The following is a 19733-nucleotide window of genomic DNA, read 5'->3' as shown; positions in this document are numbered from 1 at the left end:
TAACTCCTTTTTTAATCTAGTTTTGGCGCATCAAAGTTCATATGTCCGCCCAATTTGAATCGCGAGCCTGGGTGAGTCAGGATGGCGTAGCTCACGACGCCGCCGGAACTCCATGTCCGACGTATAATTCTTAAACACGGTTCGTCACGACTCACTTGCAGCAACTGACATACCGACGAAATCGGATGAATCGCTTCAATCTGGTGACTCGCTTCAGTCAGCGGCGTAACCACGCATAAATATTCGTGGGGCGTCACTTTGGTGTAATCCTGCTTTAAGTAGTCGGGCACCAGTTTGGGATTTACATAGCGCTCCTCTAACTGCACCGGTAAGTCGTTTTCCAAGTGCGTAATAGTGGAGTGCAAGACTTCGCTGCCCGGTTCAATTTGTAACGCCTCGGCGACTTGGCTCGACGCATCCTGAATTCGTAAATGATGGACCTTAGCGCGGTATTCGTGACCTCGGTCGCGCACTTCATCAGCAATGTTTTTAATCGCCATGAACGATGTTTGCGATTTAATCGGTGCCACAAACGTGCCAGCGCCTTGCGTTCGAATCACAAGTCCCTCATCTGCTAATTCCTGCAAGGCGCGACGAGCGGTCATGCGGCTGACAGAAAACTGTTCGGCAAGAACGTTTTCAGAACTAACGGGGTGATTCTCCGGCCACTCGCCGGTCTCGATTTTGTCGTAAATGAATTGCTTTATATTGGAAAACTTGGCCATAGGACACCCAGCGGCATAAGCGTTGAACATAACAAAAAGTTTAGATCAGATCATTTGTCTATACAACCTGTATTTGCTAATCTAACGAGTATCATCTAGCTAAACAGAATCCTAAGAGCCTTACATCATGCAACGAATCGAGAATATTCAACTAGTTACTTTAGATGCTGAACTGTCCGACTATGGACTGATTGAAGATGCCATCGTGATTGTTAACGGCACCCACATCGAGTGGGCAGGACCGGCGTTTGATGCCCCGTCCACACCCACCGCGGAAGTGATTGACGGTCAAGGTGGTTTAATGACGCCGGGGTTAGTTGATTGCCATACTCACTTGATCTGGGCTGGCTCGCGCGCTAACGAGTTTGCTCAGCGGCTGCATGGCGCTACTTACGCTGAGATAGCAAAAGCCGGTGGAGGTATAGCCGCGACCGTGCGAGCAACCCGAGAGGCAAGCTATGATGAGCTATTACAACTGGCACTAAAGCGCGCTAAAGCACTTATCGCACAGGGTGTAACAACTCTTGAGATTAAATCGGGCTATGGCCTTGACCTCGAGACCGAGCGTAAGCAATTACAAGTGGCGCGCGCAGTCGGCGAACAATTACCCGTACGAGTGAAAACCACGTTGCTAGCGGCTCACGCGATTCCACCCGAATTCAAAAATAACGCCGACGGCTATATCGACGAAATAGTAGAACGTATTCTCCCAACCCTTGCTGATGAGGGACTGGTGGATGCCGTTGATGCGTTCTGTGAATCAATTGGTTTCTCACCCGCGCAAACACAACGCGTATTTGAAGCGGCTCAATCCTTAGGTTTGCCCGTCAAATTACACGCCGAGCAAATCACGAATCAACAGGGTGCTCAGCTCGCAGCACAGTTTGAAGCGCTTTCGGCCGATCATTTAGAGCAACTCGACGAAGAAGGTGTTCAAGCCATGGCAGCGTCCGGTACCGTCGCAGTGCTGCTGCCTGGAGCGTTTTACTTTCTCCGAGATGACCAAGTGCCGCCGATTGAACTGCTGCGTAAGCACCGAGTGCCGATGGCGATTGCTACCGATGCTAATCCTGGATCGTCGCCGATTCACAACTTGCAACTGATGCTACAAATGGCGGCGACTTTCTTTAAGTTAACACCAGAAGAGTGTTTGCGGGGCGTCACGGTTAATGCAGCCAAAGCCCTCGGTATGTATGGGCAGGTCGGTGAAATCAAAGCAGGTATGAAAGCTGATCTAGCTTTATGGGACATTCAGGATGCCGCCGAACTGACTTATCAGTTCGGCGTCAATCCACTGATTAAGCGTTGGTACGACGGCGTCGTTCACGTCCCAGCATATAAGCAATAACGAGCTCAGTTAACACTTGCCCCGTTTGCTTTTGACCCTCGTCAAAACCGGTGGGGCATAATGAAGGTGCTGCTTCAGCAAGGTGCAGGTAGGCAGCATCTTCGAGCTCGGCCAAACGTTTCACGAAACTAAATCCTTGCGCAAGGCTCAAGCCACTATAATTAACTGCGCTGGCGGGAACGCCTGTTAAACAATCAACATCGACCTCGATACCCAGTGGACGTTGCCAGCTGACTGACTTAGCTGCGACTTCATCCATGACCTCCGCAAAAGGACGCCCGATAATACTGTGGATCGCATGATAGCGCATACCGGCATCAGCCATTTGTCGCAGGCTTGAGGCTGAATTTTTGGCTTGGTGTAAGCCCACAACATGATAGTGCGATAAAGCCCCATCGACATAGGCGTAACTGAAACCATTACCACTGTGCCGACCCTCACGAGCTCTAAAGTCCGCATGGGGATCGAGGTTAATAGCCCCACAAGGCTGCTGCTTAGCAGTCGAGAGACTTTTAAGTAACGGGTACGCGTTATTGTGTCCACCACCGACTAAAACAACTTCAAATCCGCGTACGAATAACGGCTCAACCACTTCGCGAACGCGCGCATCAACACGTTCAACAAGCTGTCGAATCGTTTGTAAGTCATGTTCATTATTGGCGTCTAAGGGTTCTGCCTGACTCATAAGATCGCTGCAGTCGACGGATCCGACAAGTAGCAATTCGTGCGTGGAAAGTAAGCCCGTATGTTGCAGGTTCGCAAAACTACCTAGGAAAGCCTGCCAGCCACCCTCTGCACCGGGGCGACCGAGGTTTCCTTTAACACCGATACTCTCAGGAACACCAACAAGGGCAACGCGTTGTCCTAATTCCCACGCTTTGTCTAACGCCTCAGAGTAAGACCCCGAAGGCAGACCATTCATGGCCTGCCCGACTTTTGTTTCATGTGGCCGAAGTTTAACGTAGCGGCTTAAATCGTCGGTAATTAAAAACTCAGGCTTTTGCATTATTCGATATCAAGTGGCTCAGGAGATAAAATAACGCCGGTGCTATCCACGTAAATATGATCTTCTGGTAGAAACGTTACTCCGCCAAAATTGACTGGAATATCTATTTCACCAATTCCTTCGCTTGAGGCACCTACAGGAATCGAGGCAACACCCAAAATTCCCATATCCAGTTCTTCAAGTGAGTCAACATCACGCACTGAGCCATAACAAATGATACCTTCCCAGTCATTATCCAACGCTTGCTCTGCAATGGCGAGGTCGATCAAAGCGCGGCGCACAGATCCACCGCCATCAATCAATAACACTTTGCCCCCACCATCTTGGTTCAGGGTCTCTTCAATCAGCCCTTTGTCTTCATGGCATTTAACGATGACGAGTTGTCCGCCAAATGAAGAGCGCCCGCCATAGGATTCAAACATCGGTTCAACGACATCGACCATATCGGGGTATAAATCACAAAGTTCTGAGGTATTGTATTCCATGACTGTATCCTGCGTTAGACAGTGCGAATTCAGGTAAGTATAACGGTAATTGGTGGTTTTAAAAATGCTCAATAGCCGCTTTGTTAAAATCTTTGAACGGTTATACTTGAATTACCCCACCAATGGCGCGTAATCTAATATAAATATAACAATAATTATTACTGTTTTCTGATGCCTGATCTCGATTTGGTCACCTCTTTGGCGATCGAAACATTAACTCATGTCATTCAAACCCTGATGTTGCTGGGATTCGCTGGCTTACTGCGGTTTTATCTTAAATCGTATCAGCAAGCATACCTCGGGGATTGGTCGGTCGCATGCTTGAGCTATGGTGCAAGCGAGCTTATTCGCGCTGTTCTAACATCGAGCGCACTCATCGGGACAAACTATCCTGAGTGGATTACACAGAGTCTTTATACAGGCTCAATTTTTCTTCACTACTTGGCACTCACCTATATTGCTCTCGGCGCCTACAACGCCATTAAGGAACGTCACCTAAGCCAAACAACTCGGCATTTACTCCTCCTTATAACTACGTTAGCTGCCTCAGCCACAATTGCCTGGATGTTCTCAAATCAAACCGGTGAGTTGTCATTATTTGAATCTGAATTGCCACGCTTTATCGTGCCGGCCCTATTGTTCTTAGGTATTGCGCTCTTCATGTTTTTGCGCATCCCACCTGGCTTAGGTCCCAAAATTGTCGCCTCCGCATTTACATTTTTAGCAATCAAGAATCTTATTTTGTCGGCGGTGTTGTTATTCACTAATACCATTTATTTAGATTGGGTTATCAGCACTCAGGGCTTATTTACCATTGTATTCCTGACTATCATAATGGTCGGTATCGTAATCTGGCTGTTGGAATCGGAGCGTTCGACCTCGTTTTATGCTGTGCAGCGCGCCGAATATTTACACACACACGACGCCTTAACCGGTGTCGCTAACCGTCATCAATTAGTCAGTAAAATCCCCGTTTTAGTCGACTACTGCCGTTCAAATAACCGTCACCTATCCGTGATGTTACTTGGCGTTTCACGGTTTAAGTCCGTCAACGAACGGTTGGGTATTCGGGGGGGCGATCAAGTATTAAAAGAAATTGCCCGACGCTTACAACAATTTAAGCGTAAACCCGTTACCGTAGCTCGAATTAGTGGCGACGTATTTGCAGTCATCTTCGATCACTTAAAAAGTCGTCGTCATATCATTGAACTTGCCACAGAGCTCCAGCACGAGTTGTCTCGTCCTATCGAGGTGAATCAGCGACAGATCACGCTGTCGGTTGGCGTGGGAATTTCACGCTACCCTCAACACGGTGTAAATGCTGAAATTTTGCTGAACAAAGCAACGCTAGCCCTAACCGATGCGAAGCGCCAAAACGCCTCCAATATTACTTTTTATGAACGCGGGATGGATGACGCGTTCTCTCAACTTATTGATATGGAGCCGATTCTAAGAAAGGCGTTTAAAAATAACGAATTTGTGATTTATCTTCAGCCTCAGTTTGATTTCGACTACCAGCAATTATGTGGCTTTGAGGCACTAATCCGTTGGCAGCACCCCGAACGAGGCTTGCTCTCGCCAGCTGAGTTTATTCCGCACATCGAACAGTTAGGCCTAACCGAGTTGCTTGATAATTGGGTACTTGAACGCGCTGCCGAAATACTCGCAGATTGGAACAAACGTTTTAGTCACGTGTGGCCTATCGCGGTGAACTTATCGGCACAACAATTCCAACAGTCTAAACTCGTCGAACACCTCACTCGATTAGTCGACAATTACCAATTAGATGCCAGTTATCTCGAGTTAGAAATTACCGAGACTGTCGCAATGTCCGATTTAAGTAATGGCATGGATGTCATTCGTCGACTTAGAGACCTCGGCTTTAAAGTCGCTATAGATGACTTCGGCACAGGTCATAGCTCACTTGCCTACTTGCGCTCTTTACCCATTAATAAGATTAAAATTGATCGAAGTTTTGTCAGCGAGCTGCAGGTTAATCGCACCGATGCGACAATATTAAAAGCAATGATTCGCTTGGCTCATGGTCTTGGTAAACGTGTCATAGCAGAAGGTATCGAAACACAAGACCAACAAGATATTCTGCAACAGCTTGGGTGCGACATGATGCAGGGCTATTTCTACTCACCGCCCATTAAGCTTGAGTTGGCAGAGCAGCTCATCGAGAACGAGCTCAAACTAGGAAGAGAGCCGTTGCCAGCATCTTTGGCAACGGCATAAAGGCACCACTTATAGAATAAAGCGGCTTAGGTCTTCGTCTTGCGATAACTCACCAATGTGTTTATCGACATACGAAGCGTCAACGCTAATGCTTTCACCGCTATGATCAGTAGCATTAAAGGAGATTTCCTCCATCAGACGCTCTAGCACTGTGTGTAATCGACGCGCGCCGATGTTTTCGGTGGTCTCATTCACATGGAAGGCGATTTCTGCGATCCGTTGAATGCCATCGTCTGTAAAGCCAATTTCAACACCCTCGGTATTCAACAAGGCCTTATACTGAGTCGTTAGTGAAGCATTCGGCTCTGTCAAAATGCGTACAAAGTCACCACTGGTCAGTGCATCCAACTCAACACGAATTGGTAGACGACCTTGTAGCTCTGGAATTAGATCCGATGGCTTGCTCATCTGGAAGGCGCCTGATGCAATGAATAGGATATGATCAGTACGGATCATGCCATGCTTGGTATTGACCGTCGTACCTTCCACCAACGGCAACAGGTCGCGTTGTACGCCTTCTCTCGAAACATCAGGGCCACTACTGTCACCACGCTTACAGATCTTGTCGATCTCATCGAGGAAGACAATACCGTTCTGCTCGACAGATTCAATTGCCGCTTCCTTGACCTCGTCCGGATTAAGCAACTTGGCTGCTTCTTCATCGATTAATTGCTTAAACGCATCTTTGATCTTTATTTTGCGCTTCTTGGTCTTGTCATTGCCCATGTTCTGGAACATGTTTTGTAGCTGTGACGTCATTTCTTCCATGCCTGGCGGCGCCATGATCTCAACGCCCATTTGCGGCATCGCCAAATCAATTTCGATCTCTTTATCGTCTAAGCTACCTTCGCGCAACTTTTTACGGAACACTTGCCGTGAGTGACGTTGCTCATCATTGCCTTTATCTTCTTCTGCACCCCAGCCTCCTGAGGTACGCGCAGGCGGTAGTAGCACATCTAAAATGCGGTCTTCGGCAGCTTCCTCTGCGCGATAACGCACTTTTTGCATCATTTCTTCGCGCTTTTGCTTCACTGCTACATCGGTCAAATCCTTGATAATGGATTCAATTTCTTTACCAACGTAGCCCACCTCAGTAAATTTGGTTGCTTCTACTTTAATAAAAGGTGCACGTGCGAGCTTAGCCAAGCGACGTGCAATCTCAGTTTTACCCACGCCCGTTGGGCCAATCATTAGAATATTTTTAGGCGTTACTTCATTACGCAAATCATCATCTAACTGCATCCGGCGCCAGCGATTTCTAAGCGCTACGGCTACCGCTCGTTTAGCTTTATCTTGACCGATGATGTGACGATTGAGTTCGTCTACAATTTCTCTTGGGGTCATATCTGACATCTTTTATCCCCTACTTATTTTTTGAGGCAGCGATTGACTGCTGTTCTTCGATGGTCTGGTAGCCATTCGTGTAAACACAAATGTCGCCTGCAATGGTGAGTGCCTTTTCTACGATATCGCGCGCCGATAACTCGGTCGTCTCCAACATGGCCGTTGCCGCTGCTTGAGCATACGGCCCACCGGAACCGATAGCAATCAGGTCGTTTTCGGGCTGAACTACGTCACCATTACCGGTAATGATGAGCGACGTTTCTTTATCGGCAACCGCGAGCAATGCCTCTAAGCGTCGTAGTGCGCGGTCTGTTCGCCAATCTTTCGCGAGTTCTACAGCAGCTCGCATCAAGTTACCCTGATGTTGCTCTAGCTTTGATTCAAAGCGCTCAAATAGTGTAAATGCATCTGCGGTTCCGCCAGCAAAACCGGCTAATACTTGATCGTGGTAAAGGCGGCGTACTTTTTTAGCGTTACCTTTCATGACGGTGTTACCAAGCGAGACTTGGCCATCACCACCAATAGCGACTTTGTCGCCGCGTCTTACGGATACTATCGTGGTCAAAACAAAACCCTCTCTAGCTAATACGGTGAACTGCAAGCGATGTTGCAATGCGATTATTAGCTATTTGAGGGTGTATTGATAAGATTTCAAGGCATCCAACGATGCCTTTGCAGTTTTAACGAGTTTAGTCGAGGTTCCAGTTCCAAATCGCGCAACCGTAAATCTTAGCTCGTTGCAATTTATGCCGCTCTCTTTCAGCCGCGCGCTTGGTCTCGTAAGGCCCAAGAATCACGCGATACCAAAGACCGTTTTTACCCTCAGAGCTTCGTACTTGACTCTCTAAGCCGGCCATTGCAATTTCAGCCCTAAGACGTTCGGCGTCAGATTGCTTTCTAAATGACCCACACTGCATCAGTTTGGGAGGTCCGAGTTCGCGCTCAGGCACATCGACTTCAACCTGTTTACTTTCTAGTTCCTGAATATATTGCCACTTTTCCTTTGGCTTTGGGGGTAACTCGTCAGCCGCCTGTTGGTCTGTCGGTTTCGCTGGCAACTTATCACCATCACCATTAATACTCAGCAAACCGTAAATAAATGCGGCCATTAAAGCCAAGACAAGCACAATTGCAACCCACGGAACTTGTTTGGGTTGCTTAGCGGCAGCACCGCGAGCCGACGGTTTACCCCGTTGACCGGACGATTTGCCAGACTTCTTTTTAGGTTTGGGTTTACGATTAGCGTAATCCATGACTTACATCTTTTCTAACGTCGGTATACCCAATAATGCTAAGCCTTTTTCAAGCGTATTAGCCGTTAAACGGGCTAGTTTAAGACGACTATTACGCACCGCCTCGTCCTCTTGGTTGAGGATAGGGCAGGCTTCATAGAAGCTCGAGAAGTAACCTGCGAGTTCAAACAAGTAACCACATAAGAAGTGCGGCATGGCTTTATCGAATACACGGTTCACCACTTCCTCAAACCGAATCAGTTGATTTGCGAGCGCAAGCTCACGCTCATCTTCGAGCAGCCAGTCAGCGTCCATATCAAACGAACGTTCACCTAACTTATCGAAAATACTATTCACGCGAGTAAATGCATAAAGTAGATAAGGCGCTGTATTGCCCTCAAACGTGAGCATTAAATCCCAATCGAAAATATAATCCGATGTTCTGTTTTTTGATAAGTCGGCATATTTAACTGAGCTAATACCGACCACTTTCGCGACCGCCTCTTGCTGCTCAGCAGTCAGGTCAGAGTTCTTCTGCTGTAACAGTTCGAGTGCTCTGCGCTCAGCTTCATCCAATAAATCAGCAAGTTTAGTCACACCACCGTCGCGACTCTTATAAGGACGCCCGTCCTTACCCATAACAGTGCCGAATCCATAATGCTGAGTTTTAATATCACCCTCAATGAACTTGGCTTTACGCGCTAAGGTAAAGATCTGTTCGAAGTGCAAAGATTGACGCGCATCGACAAAATACATCAGGTAGTCGCCACCGAGTTCTTTTTGACGATACTGGATTGCAGCAAGGTCAGTGGTCGCATACAAATAACCGCCGCCCTTTTTCTGCACAATAATTGGAAGGGGTTCACCTTCTTTACCTTTAAACTCGTCTAAAAATACGCACTGCGCACCTTGGTCTTCTACTAACAGCCCTTGCTCTTTGAGATGTTCGATAACACCGGGCAGACGGTCGTTATAAGCACTTTCGGCCATCACATCGTCACGGGTTAACTTCACACCCAAACGATCATACACTTCCTGACAGTGCGTCAGCGATACATCAATAAATTGATTCCACAGCTTCAAGCAATAGTCATCACCTGACTGTAGCTTGACGACTAATTCACGTGCCCGCTCGGCAAAATCTTCGCTTTCGTCGAAGCGCTTTTTGGCAGCTTTATAAAAAGTTTCTAAATTACTGAGCTCATAGTTAGCCGCTTCGCTATCCAGCTCTTCCATGTGCGCCAGCAACATCCCGAACTGAGTGCCCCAATCACCTACGTGGTTTTGGCGAATCACCTTATGGCCCAACATTTCGGCGGTACGCGATACCGCATCGCCAATAATCGCCGAGCGCAAATGACCTACGTGCATTTCTTTCGCTAGGTTAGGTGATGAATAATCAATAACAATGGTCATTGGCTTTTCAGCACGCTGAATACCGAGATCAGCACTACTCAGCATGGTGGTTAACTGACTCTTTAACTGGTCCTGTGCGATCGTAAAGTTAATAAAGCCAGGTCCAGCGATATCGGTTTTGGCAATCAGCGTGTTCGCCGGAATCGCTTCAATAACCTTTTCCGCTAATTGACGCGGATTCATTTTTGCAGGCTTTGCCAGCATCAACGCCAGATTGGACGCAAAGTCGCCGTGTGACTTATCTCGTGGTCGGTCCAACTGAATCTTCACGGTTAGATCCGTAGGAAGAATACCGTCAGCTTTTAATTGGCCCACAGCATCAGTAATTAACTGTTCAAGTTGCTCTTTCATCGACACGACTACCTGTATTAACGTTAAAAAGGAAAGAAAAAGTGATTCACAATAAGAGGGTTAGTTTACCTGTTTTTGCGCGTTTATGTGAAGTCTTGTGGATCAATGTCCAACGACCATCGTATACGGTTGAGAATACTGAGGTTTTCCCACTGGCTGAGTAAATATTTAACGACTTGATAGCGTTGTTTACGCGATGTCGTCTGCAGTATCCATTGATAACGATAACGACCTGCTCGTTTTTCCATTAACGCGGGAATCGGACCGACGCCCATGACGCCCGCAACCTCGGGTAAGCAAGCAGCCATATGATTCAATGCCTCGACAACTTGCGCTTTGTCGGTACTTTCGGCCCGCACCAGCGCCCAATGCTTGAACGGGGGAAGCGCTGTCGCCTGCCGTTCAGCCAAAGCGGTTAGCGCAAAGTGTTGGTATCCATTATTTAGCAAATCTTGCACTAAGTCGTGCTCGGGATGATGCGTTTGTAGCACGACTCGGCCGCGTTTGTGAGCTCGACCCGCGCGACCCGATACTTGTGTAAACAGCTGAGCCAACCGCTCTGGCGCGCGAAAATCAGCGCTATACAAAGCGCCATCGACATCCAACAGCGCGACTAAAGTCACATTGGGGAAATGGTGCCCCTTGGCGAGCATCTGGGTACCCACCAAAATGTGATGTTTATGCTCGGAGGCCGATTTTAAGTGTGCGTCTAACTCGCCTTTGCGTCGTGTAGAGTCCCGGTCTATCCGCAAAACGCTGTGCTCGGGAAATCGTTGATTAAGAAAATCTTCGAGTTGTTCGGTACCCACACCATGCGATATTAAATGCGTTGAGCCACATTGCTCACACTGCTTTGGGACAGGCCGTTGGCTATCGCAATGGTGACAATGTAGGCGCCGTTGTGCTTGGTGCAACGTATAATACGCATCGCAACGTTTACACTGAGCAATCCACCCACACTCATGACACATCAGCGCAGGTGCGAAGCCACGCCTATTTAAAAACAGTAGCACCTGGTTATGCTTACTTAGCTCCTGTTCTATTTGTTGTAGCAAGGGTTCCGACAAGCCCGCCTGCATCGGTAGACCTTTCAAGTCTATAAGTTCATGCTCAACGCTTTCTGCAACACCGGCGCGTTGAGTTAGTTGCAACCAGTGAAAGCGCTGATTAACGGCATTATTAAGGGTCTCGAGCGCAGGCGTAGCACTGCCTAGAATGATCGGAATATCAAGTAATTGCGCACGTTTAATCGCAATATCGCGAGCGTGATAACGAAATCCATCCTGCTGCTTATAGGACAAGTCGTGCTCTTCATCGACGACGATCATGCCTAAATCAGCGAACGGAGTGAAAATGGCTGAACGTGTACCAATGACAATGCCTGCCCGATTCGATCGACTGTTGAGCCAAGCATGAAGGCGTTCTGTATCATTAAGGTTAGAGTGTAAGACCTCGACTGGAACATCAAAACGTTGCCGAAAGCGCTTAATCGTTTGCATCGTCAAGCCAATTTCAGGTACTAAGACTAGCACTTGCCGACCTGCTGCTAAGACATGCTCGATAGCTTGTAAATACACCTCGGTTTTGCCACTCCCGGTTACACCCTCGAGGAGAAAGCTTGCATGACCAGATATTTGCTTAATTGCGCTAAGCGCAACCGCTTGTTCTTGGTTAACCGCGAGTGGTTCTTCGCTGAGCGCCATCTGCCAATGTTGTTCTGCATTAAGCTCAGGCCTTTCTTCAATGCGTCTAACCCAGCCTTTATCGCAAGCAGCGCTACTGACTGTGGTACTAATCTGAGCCTGCTTAAGTTGCGCTGCGCTGACTCGACCTTGTCTTAATAGCCCGAGTAATTGCTTCTGCTTGGGCGCTCGGTCAAGCGCAGTATCACTCGCACTCGGTGCATCCTGCGCCAACTCATAATAAGTAACGGGCGCATAGCCGATGGGTTTCCCCTGTCTCAACAATATGGGTAAAGCATTAGCAAATACATCACCCAGACTATGCTGATAGTAATCTGACGCCCAATTTAAAAGTTGCCACAGCTCGGCTTTCCATACCGCGGTGGTATCTAGTTGTGCCAGCACTGACTTGGCTTCAAACGTGCTCGGCGCTGCAACATTAAGTTGCGTTATAATGCCGACCAATTGCCGTTGACCAAAAGGCACCCGCACACGCGCACCGAGCACTGCCGGTTCCGACAAATCATATTGGTAAGTGAAGCTGCGCCGCAACGGCAACGGTAACGCCACTTCAATGTAGTGAGGGCTGTCTATCATAGCGCTATTCTGAAACGCAATGAGCGATAAAACAAGCGTAATAAGCCTCTTGAATGATCAGTGAAGATCGCATAAAATGCCGCGCTCTTAAACATTGTTGTTTTTTTACACATGGTGTCCTGCGCAGACGAGGCGACTGGATAGCGATGTGGCCTAACTCGAGGTATTCCCATGAAACAAGGTATTCATCCTAAGTACGAAGCAATCAAAGTAACTTGCTCGTGCGGTAACGAATTTGAAACTCGCTCTACTCGCGTAGAAGATCTACACATCGACGTATGTTCAGAGTGCCACCCATTCTACACTGGTAAGCAACGTGTAATGGATACAGGTGGTCGTGTCGACAAATTCAAGAAACGTTTTGGTACTTTGGGCAAAAAATAGTTGCCGGTACGCAAAACGTATAAAAATGAGCTTTTCAGCCCATTTTTACAAAAAAGGCGCCAAATGGCGCCTTTTTTCATATCTACTCTGCTCAGAGACACCATTGTTAAAGAAAAGTTGACTGGTGTGTTTTTAAACACATCAAAAGTTAGCATGATCTGAGTGAGTCCACATAAGCAGGTAAGATTTGTTATTTTCCTAATTGCCTTTATCCTAATACATCATCCTTTATTCATTTTTTCAGGTTGCCTAAATGTCAGATTTCCGCCAAAAAGCGTTGGATTATCACCAATACCCCACACCAGGTAAGATTTCAGTTGAACTCACCAAGCCAGCTGACTCTGCGAAAGACTTAGCGCTTGCCTACAGTCCGGGTGTTGCGGAACCAGTGAGAGCCATAGCTGAAGATCCCGACAATGCCTATAAATATACGGCGAAAGGCAATATGGTCGCTGTTATTTCTAATGGTACCGCGATTCTTGGTTTGGGTAACTTGGGGCCGCTGGCATCAAAGCCCGTGATGGAAGGGAAAGCACTGTTATTTAAGCGGTTTGCAGGATTAGACTCCATCGATATTGAAGTCTCCCATCGCACTACTCAAGATTTCATTAATACAGTGGCGAATATAGCCGACACATTTGGTGGTATTAATCTTGAGGATATCAAGGCGCCTGAGTGTTTCGAAATCGAGCAAGCGCTTATTGAAAAATGTAACGTACCTGTGTTTCATGATGACCAACACGGCACGGCTATTGTGACCGCTGCAGGCATGTTGAATGCACTTGAAATCCAAGGTAAGTCCCTTAAAGATGCCCATATTGTTTGCATGGGTGCGGGGGCCGCCGCCATCGCCTGTATGGAGCTACTTATCAAATGTGGTGCGCAACGCGAACATATTTACATGTTGGATTCCAAAGGTGTCATCCATACTCGCCGCGAGGATCTCAACGAATATAAAGCGCTCTTCGCAAACAACACTGACAAACGGACGCTCGAAGAAGTCATTGAAGGGGCCGACCTGTTTCTCGGTGTTTCGGGACCTGACCTACTCTCGCCAGAAACGCTTAAACTGATGGCTGATAAGCCGATCGTGTTCGCTTGCTCTAACCCGGATCCAGAAATTAAGCCCGAATTAGCTCAGCAAACTCGCGACGACATTATTATCGGCACAGGTCGTTCTGACTACCCTAACCAAGTCAACAATGTGTTGTGCTTTCCGTTCATGTTTCGCGGCGCTTTAGATGTGCGTGCAACCGCAATTAACGATGAGATGAAAATTGCAGCGGTTGAAGCCATCCGCCAGCTCGCAAAAGAGGAAGTGCCTGATGAGGTCAAAAAAGCAGCCGGTATTGATGAACTCACTTTCGGCGCTGATTACATCATTCCTAAACCCATGGACCCTCGCTTGTGTCAGCGCGTAGCTAAGGCAGTGGCAGAGGCAGCGGTCGATTCTGGTGTTGCCAAAATCCCGCTACCTGAAAACTATATGCAAGATTAAGGCGTATCGAGTTCATCATCTGCAGGAATTGGAAGCCCTCGTGCTTCTAATTCTTCGCGTACTGCCTTAGGTATTTTATTTGGATTGGTCTTTTCTAAATCGGTATCCGTCGGCAACGGTTGGCCCGTAAAAGCGTGTAAAAAGGCTTCGCAGAGTAGTTCGCTGTTCGTAGCATGACGTAAGTTCTTAACTTGACGGCGAGTTCGCTCATCGGTGAGTACTTTAAGCACGCGAGTCGGTATTGATACGGTTACCTTTTTTACCTGTTCGCTTTTACGCCCGTGCTCTGCATAGGGGTAGATATAATCACCATTCCACTTCATCGTGAGAGTCCTGCCTTAGTCAAAAACCATATAAGTTATATTGAATTTTACTCAATCCCAGATGAAGGTCAAATTTTATCCGTCTAGATGGCTAAAATTTGCTGACATTTGGCGTTTGATGTTTTAGCCTTAGTCATTACATCAGTTAATTCATTTATTTGAGAGGTATCGCCAATGACCGCAGAGCCGAGCTTAGATCAGATTCGGACGGTAGCCGATAACGTTCAAGTGCATAAGTTTGGCGGCAGTAGTTTGGCTGACGCTTTTTGTTATCGTCGCGTGGCACGCATTGTAACCGAATATGCAGGCGCAAGCGATGTTGTGGTGGTCTCGGCGGCGGGTGATACCACTAACCGTATTTTAGCAATTATTAAAGCTCAAAAGGAGTCTGGCGATACGGCTGATATTTTACTCGACCAACTGGAGCGGTTCCAACAAGGATTAATCCACGAACTTCTCGGTAGCGAGTTTGCGGCACCTATCCTTGAGCAGTCGACTGTGGATTTTCAACGCTTCCGCGACTTCGTTGCGGGTAAAGAAATTATCGAACACGAAGCAGAACTGCTGTCTTACGGTGAACTTTGGTCAGCTCGACTCCTTGCGGCATTATTAAGGAAACAAGGTACTAAAGCAGACCATATTGATGCACGTGACTTCCTAAAGGCTGAAGACGCCCCTGAGCCCGTTATTCAGGAGTTAGAGTCGCGCCATAATTTATTAAATCGCGTAGCACCTTTTCCCGGCACACGATTTATTGTTACAGGCTTTATTGCACGCGGTTTAAACGGTGAGAGCCTCACACTAGGTCGTAACGGCAGTGACTATTCTGCGACTTTGGTTGGTAGCTTACTTAATTCAAAGCAAGTCACTATTTGGAAAGACGTCGCCGGTGTTTATTCAGCCGATCCGCGTAAGATAGAACGTGTCGTCAGTTTGTCGACCTTAGATTGGAGCGAAGCAGAAGAGCTGGCTCGATTAGGCAGCCCGGTGCTACACCCTCGCACATTCCAACCTGTTGACCGCGATCGTATGGTCATTTCGGTGCGCTCAAGCCTAAAAGTTGAAAATCAGCAGACCCGTATTGGCAATTTCGAACATACAGAACCTAAGGGTAAAGTATTCACATCTTTGTCCGAAGTTGTATTGTTTAAGGTCGAACTCAACGACCGCGAGCTCGTCAAACAACTTGACGCGCTGGATTTAACGCCATTGGTAAGCTGGACCGAACCCGAAAAACATCAGCAATACTTGGTTTTCCACCAAAACCACTTGAACTACATCAGCCACTGGCTCGACCGCATCAATGCGGGTAATGCGGTCACGCAAATCCACGGCTATTCAATGGTGGCACTGGTTGGTAATCGCATTCAAGAGACGGATCAATACAATACCTTCAAACTACAGTTAGGCGAACAGAAGGTGCGTCGCTTTGCGGTCAGCGAAGATGGGTGCTCTGCGGTCGCAATATTAGAACAAAAACTCGATAACCGTTTACTCAATCGTCTTCATAGCCAGTTATTTAACTATCGCCGTAGCTTAGGCGTGTTAGTCATTGGTCGCGGGAACATTGGTACTGCTTGGTTGGACTTATTCCGCCAGCAACGCGACCGCATTAATCAGGTGATGGATGTACGTGTTATCGGTATCGCTAACTCTAAGAAGCTCTGGCTTGACTATAGCGGCGTCGAATTGAGTGAATGGCAAGCAGGGTTTGACCGTTTATCACGTCCTTACGTGCTAACCGAGTTACTACGCGAATTACCTAATGCCCCTTATGATGAACTGGTCATGATTGATTTAACCGACGCGAAGCCGGTCGCTCAACTGTACCCAAGCTTGTTTGCTAATGGTTTACATATTATCAGCGCAAATAAACGAGCAGGGTCGGCCGAGGAGGCACTGTATCGCGAAATTCGCACGATTCAACATGAGTATAAACGCGAGTGGCTATATAACACTACGGTCGGTGCTGGCCTGCCGCTTAATTATGCCATCAACGATCTGCGTGGTTCCGGTGACGAGATTCGCAGTATTTCAGGGATTTTTTCGGGCACCATGTCTTGGCTATTCGAGAACTTCACAGACGGTGTTAAATTCAGTGATTTAGTATTAGAAGCTAAAAAGCGCGGCTATTCAGAGCCCGACCCACGTGAGGATTTATCCTGTCAGGATCTGGTACGTAAGCTATTAATCTTAGCTCGCGAAATTGGTCTTAAACTTGATTGGGAAGATATCAGCGTGAGCAGTTTGGTGCCTGAAAGTCTTCGCGATATCTCTGCCAGTGAGTTTTTACAACGAGCTCACGAGTTAGACGAGCCAATGGATACCATGCTTAAGGAAGCAGCCAAAGACGGTAATGTGCCGCGCTTACTCGCTAGCTTCTCGGTCTCTGAAGAAGGGCGGGTCAGTGCGAAAATAGGTGTCGAATATATTCCAGCAGGCGATATGCTGGCCAACCTGATCCCTGGCGAGAATATCTTTGTGATATACACCGATTGGTATTCAGAAATGCCACTGGTTATTAGCGGCCCAGGCGCAGGTAAGCACGTCACAGCCGGCGGCGTACAATCTGATCTCAACCAATTACTGGCAAAACTAACGGTGACGGGTTAGAACAACCCGTCTTCGTTATTAAAGATATCTTTGTTATCGCGCTCATCTTGAGCATATTCAGTTGGCTCGGTGCCACTGATAAAATACTCGAAGCGGCTCGTGTAGTCGTTTCGATGCGATAACTTACCCGTTTCCATATCAATTCTCACACTCACCACGTTGGGTGGAATGGTAAAGTCATCGGCTGGAAATTTGCCGACCGCTTTTTCCATGAATAAGATCCACCCTGGCAATGCGGTTTTCGCACCCGCTTCACCTCCTGAGATTGGTTGTTCTTTACTACTCAGCAACGGGTTCATCGTAGTCCGACCCAACTCGCGTGATACATCGTCAAAGCCCACCCATGTGGTGGTCACTAACCCCGTCGTAAAGCCAGAGAACCAGGTGTCTTTAACATCATTGGTGGTACCGGTTTTACCTGTAATCGATCGTCCCGTGACATTAACGATAGGTTTAGAACGTTGGATGCGCCATGAAGTACCATTCCAGCCTGTTTTATGAGCCCAACTGCCTCCACCCCATACCGCTGAATTCATCGCTTGGGCAACCAAAAAAGCGTTCTGCTCAGAAATTATACGGGGCGCTGCATTCTCACAGTCTTCGCAAGCTAGCTTCGGCTGTGCTTCGTAGACCACCTCTCCTTCGCCGTCTTCTATTCGCTCGATAATGTAGGGGTTGATCAAGAAGCCGCCATTAGCGAAAGTCGCATAGGCACGCGCAACTTCCATCGGTGTCATAGATAACGAGCCCAGCGAGATGGATTCATTTTCTGGAATCGTATCGCGTGGAATACCAAACTTCGCGATATGATCGGCGGCGGTTTTAACGCCAAGTTCCCGTATTAGGCGAACAGAGACCACGTTTTTTGACTTAGCTAATGCCTTGCGAAGGCGAATAGGGCCTTCATAGACGTCCGGAGAGTTTTTAGGACGCCAGGCGATACCCGCGCCCGGATTCCACTGATTAATAGGTGCGTCATTCACCAAGGTAGCCAAGGTGAAACCTTGCTCGAAGGCTGCCGAGTAAATCAGGGGCTTGATATTTGAGCCTACTTGTCGCGCTGCTTGCAAGGCGCGATTATATTGGCTGAGATTAAAGCTATAGCCTCCAACTACTGCCTCTACGGCACCATCTTGCGGCTTTAAGGAAACAATCGCAGAACTTGGTTCCGGCACTTGTGCTAATCGGAGTTGATGCTCCTCACCCACCGAACGCACATAGATAACGTGTCCCGGCTGCATAATATCTGTAGCAGACTTAGGCGCCTCACCTTGGCGCTCTTCATTAAGATACGGACGCGCCCATTTCATCGCATCCCAGTTTAAGGTCGTTGCTTGTTCATCACCTTTGATTAGGATTTGCGCTGATTGTTCATCAACGCCCATAACTACTGCGGGAACGACAGCGCCAATGCGATCGACACGCGCTAAATAGTCAATAACCTCGGCCTGCGATAATGCCGGTTTACCCTCTTTTTCGTTCCAAAGTACGCTGACAGGTCCCCGATAGCCATGACGCTCATCATAACCATGTAGGTTATTCCAAATAGCCTGTTGAGCGGCTTGCTGGACATCGCTACGGACAGTGGTATAAACGTTGTAGCCGCCATTGTAGGCTTCCTCTTCACCAAACCGCTCGACCATATCTTGGCGCACAATTTCAGCAAGGTAAGGAGCGTTCACTGTTACTTCAGCACCATGACGACGCGCGGTTACAGGTGCGTTCACAGCATCATCAAATTGTGCTTGGGTGATTTTCTTCTCATCCAGCATCCGCAGTAATACTACACGACGGCGTGCTTTAGAAGCTTGTGGATTACTAATCGGGTTTAAATTCGATGGCGCTTTGGGCAACCCTGCGATAGTTGCGATCTGTGCTAAACTCAACTCATTTAAAGGTTTACCGTAATAAACTTGGGCAGCGGCACCCACGCCATAAGCGCGATGACCAAAGGCGATTTTATTCAGGTAAAGCTCTAGAATTTCGTCTTTTGTCAGTAGCTGCTCGATATGCAAAGCAATAAATGTTTCTTTTATCTTACGCATCCAAGCTCGGTCAAAACTTAGGAAAAAGTTTCGCGCCAACTGCATGGTGATGGTGCTGGCACCTTCTTTTACTTCACCCGTCGTAACAAGGACACCAAAAGCTCTCACGACACCGATAGGATCAACGCCAAAGTGTTGGTAGAAACGGCTATCCTCAGTTGCGAGAAAAGCATCAACCATGGTCTGTGGGACATCCTCAAGCTTAACTGGAATTCGGCGTTTTTCACCAAACTGCGAGATCATCTGCCCATCTTTGGTGAATACCTGCATTGGCGTTTGTAACTTGACATCCCTTAGCGTTTCAACACTCGGGAGCTCGGGCTTAACATAAAGATAGAGCCCTCCCACGGTCAAGATCCCCAATACGCCCAAAGCGGCGACTATCCACGCGAATCGCTTTAAAAACCTCAAAAACCTACCCCACTTCTGTGACGTTGTTGAATATC

The 19733-nt window shown here is 47.7% G+C and carries 15 protein-coding genes; 5 read left to right on the top strand and 10 right to left on the bottom strand.

Translation table 11 applies throughout. The features are described from left to right. Positions 1 to 11 precede the first annotated feature (11 nt). Complete coding sequence (gene hutC / locus AC3AP5_RS12260; RefSeq protein WP_272977705.1) at positions 12 to 725, bottom strand: histidine utilization transcriptional repressor HutC; 714 nt, start codon at positions 723 to 725, stop codon at positions 12 to 14. Positions 726 to 852: 127 nt separating this feature from the next. On the opposite strand from hutC, the gene hutI reads away from it, so the two are divergent. After that, entirely contained in the window at positions 853 to 2073 is a 1221-nt protein-coding gene (hutI, locus tag AC3AP5_RS12255) for an imidazolonepropionase (RefSeq protein WP_006954583.1), read from the top strand. Here the strand turns inward: hutI and AC3AP5_RS12250 are convergent. Beyond that, the gene (locus tag AC3AP5_RS12250; protein WP_006954584.1) at positions 2024 to 3079 is read right to left on the bottom strand and encodes a formimidoylglutamase; all 1056 of its coding nucleotides are present in this window, start codon (positions 3077 to 3079) and stop codon (positions 2024 to 2026) included. The two genes, hutI and AC3AP5_RS12250, sit on opposite strands and share 50 nt — an antisense overlap. Continuing rightward, the gene (rraA, locus tag AC3AP5_RS12245) at positions 3079 to 3564 is read right to left on the bottom strand and encodes a ribonuclease E activity regulator RraA (protein WP_006954585.1); all 486 of its coding nucleotides are present in this window, start codon (positions 3562 to 3564) and stop codon (positions 3079 to 3081) included. Before rraA ends, AC3AP5_RS12250 begins: the two co-directional genes overlap by 1 nt. A 171-nt stretch (positions 3565 to 3735) precedes the next feature. Between rraA and AC3AP5_RS12240 the strand changes: the two genes are divergently transcribed. Continuing rightward, on the top strand, positions 3736 to 5802 hold the full coding sequence (locus tag AC3AP5_RS12240; RefSeq protein ID WP_006954586.1) for a putative bifunctional diguanylate cyclase/phosphodiesterase: 2067 nt from the start codon (positions 3736 to 3738) through the stop codon (positions 5800 to 5802). Positions 5803 to 5811: 9 nt separating this feature from the next. On the opposite strand, the gene hslU is transcribed toward AC3AP5_RS12240, so the two are convergent. From hslU to priA, 5 genes are all read right to left on the bottom strand, one after another. Beyond that, positions 5812 to 7155, bottom strand: coding sequence for an ATP-dependent protease ATPase subunit HslU (hslU, locus tag AC3AP5_RS12235; RefSeq protein ID WP_006954587.1), 1344 nt, complete (start codon positions 7153 to 7155; stop codon positions 5812 to 5814). Positions 7156 to 7165: 10 nt separating this feature from the next. Continuing rightward, positions 7166 to 7711, bottom strand: coding sequence for an ATP-dependent protease subunit HslV (gene hslV, locus AC3AP5_RS12230; protein ID WP_040487670.1), 546 nt, complete (start codon positions 7709 to 7711; stop codon positions 7166 to 7168). A gap of 124 nt (positions 7712 to 7835) precedes the next feature. Beyond that, positions 7836 to 8399, bottom strand: coding sequence for an SPOR domain-containing protein (locus AC3AP5_RS12225; RefSeq protein WP_287830404.1), 564 nt, complete (start codon positions 8397 to 8399; stop codon positions 7836 to 7838). A gap of 3 nt (positions 8400 to 8402) precedes the next feature. Further along, a complete protein-coding gene (gene argS, locus AC3AP5_RS12220) occupies positions 8403 to 10145 on the bottom strand; it encodes an arginine--tRNA ligase (RefSeq protein ID WP_272978375.1) in 1743 nt (580 codons plus the stop codon). Positions 10146 to 10228: 83 nt separating this feature from the next. Further along, a complete protein-coding gene (gene priA, locus AC3AP5_RS12215; protein WP_006954591.1) occupies positions 10229 to 12424 on the bottom strand; it encodes a primosomal protein N' in 2196 nt (731 codons plus the stop codon). Positions 12425 to 12595: 171 nt separating this feature from the next. On the opposite strand from priA, the gene rpmE reads away from it, so the two are divergent. Continuing rightward, entirely contained in the window at positions 12596 to 12808 is a 213-nt protein-coding gene (rpmE, locus tag AC3AP5_RS12210) for a 50S ribosomal protein L31 (RefSeq protein ID WP_006954592.1), read from the top strand. A 253-nt stretch (positions 12809 to 13061) separates the two neighbouring features. Continuing rightward, positions 13062 to 14306: a malic enzyme-like NAD(P)-binding protein gene (locus tag AC3AP5_RS12205; RefSeq protein WP_272978373.1), complete on the top strand. Its 1245-nt coding sequence runs from the start codon at positions 13062 to 13064 to the stop codon at positions 14304 to 14306. Here AC3AP5_RS12205 and metJ read toward each other — a convergent pair. Next, positions 14303 to 14629: a met regulon transcriptional regulator MetJ gene (gene metJ / locus AC3AP5_RS12200; RefSeq protein WP_006954594.1), complete on the bottom strand. Its 327-nt coding sequence runs from the start codon at positions 14627 to 14629 to the stop codon at positions 14303 to 14305. The two genes, AC3AP5_RS12205 and metJ, sit on opposite strands and share 4 nt — an antisense overlap. Before the next feature lie 174 nt (positions 14630 to 14803). Between metJ and metL the strand changes: the two genes are divergently transcribed. Further along, complete coding sequence (metL, locus tag AC3AP5_RS12195) at positions 14804 to 17242, top strand: bifunctional aspartate kinase/homoserine dehydrogenase II (RefSeq protein WP_487326800.1); 2439 nt, start codon at positions 14804 to 14806, stop codon at positions 17240 to 17242. Here the strand turns inward: metL and AC3AP5_RS12190 are convergent. Further along, on the bottom strand, positions 17239 to 19698 hold the full coding sequence (locus AC3AP5_RS12190) for a penicillin-binding protein 1A (protein WP_487326799.1): 2460 nt from the start codon (positions 19696 to 19698) through the stop codon (positions 17239 to 17241). The two genes, metL and AC3AP5_RS12190, sit on opposite strands and share 4 nt — an antisense overlap. Positions 19699 to 19733: the final 35 nt, after the last annotated feature.

The organism is Idiomarina sp. D18 (assembly GCF_057748155.1).
Note: the sequence above shows the minus strand (reverse complement) of the source record. Positions and strands in the feature narration are given on the sequence as shown.

What these genes read in the sequence shown, in the direction of transcription:
- argS (WP_272978375.1), bottom strand. Translation starts at nt 10,145, where the DNA reads ATGAAAGAGCAACTTGAACAGTTAATTACTGATGCTGTGGGCCAATTA.
- metJ (WP_006954594.1), bottom strand. Translation starts at nt 14,629, where the DNA reads ATGAAGTGGAATGGTGATTATATCTACCCCTATGCAGAGCACGGGCGT.
- hutC (WP_272977705.1), bottom strand. Translation starts at nt 725, where the DNA reads ATGGCCAAGTTTTCCAATATAAAGCAATTCATTTACGACAAAATCGAG.
- rpmE (WP_006954592.1), top strand. Translation starts at nt 12,596, where the DNA reads ATGAAACAAGGTATTCATCCTAAGTACGAAGCAATCAAAGTAACTTGC.
- AC3AP5_RS12225 (WP_287830404.1), bottom strand. Translation starts at nt 8,399, where the DNA reads ATGGATTACGCTAATCGTAAACCCAAACCTAAAAAGAAGTCTGGCAAA.
- hutI (WP_006954583.1), top strand. Translation starts at nt 853, where the DNA reads ATGCAACGAATCGAGAATATTCAACTAGTTACTTTAGATGCTGAACTG.
- priA (WP_006954591.1), bottom strand. Translation starts at nt 12,424, where the DNA reads ATGATAGACAGCCCTCACTACATTGAAGTGGCGTTACCGTTGCCGTTG.
- rraA (WP_006954585.1), bottom strand. Translation starts at nt 3,564, where the DNA reads ATGGAATACAATACCTCAGAACTTTGTGATTTATACCCCGATATGGTC.
- metL (WP_487326800.1), top strand. Translation starts at nt 14,804, where the DNA reads ATGACCGCAGAGCCGAGCTTAGATCAGATTCGGACGGTAGCCGATAAC.
- AC3AP5_RS12250 (WP_006954584.1), bottom strand. Translation starts at nt 3,079, where the DNA reads ATGCAAAAGCCTGAGTTTTTAATTACCGACGATTTAAGCCGCTACGTT.
- hslU (WP_006954587.1), bottom strand. Translation starts at nt 7,155, where the DNA reads ATGTCAGATATGACCCCAAGAGAAATTGTAGACGAACTCAATCGTCAC.
- AC3AP5_RS12205 (WP_272978373.1), top strand. Translation starts at nt 13,062, where the DNA reads ATGTCAGATTTCCGCCAAAAAGCGTTGGATTATCACCAATACCCCACA.
- AC3AP5_RS12240 (WP_006954586.1), top strand. Translation starts at nt 3,736, where the DNA reads ATGCCTGATCTCGATTTGGTCACCTCTTTGGCGATCGAAACATTAACT.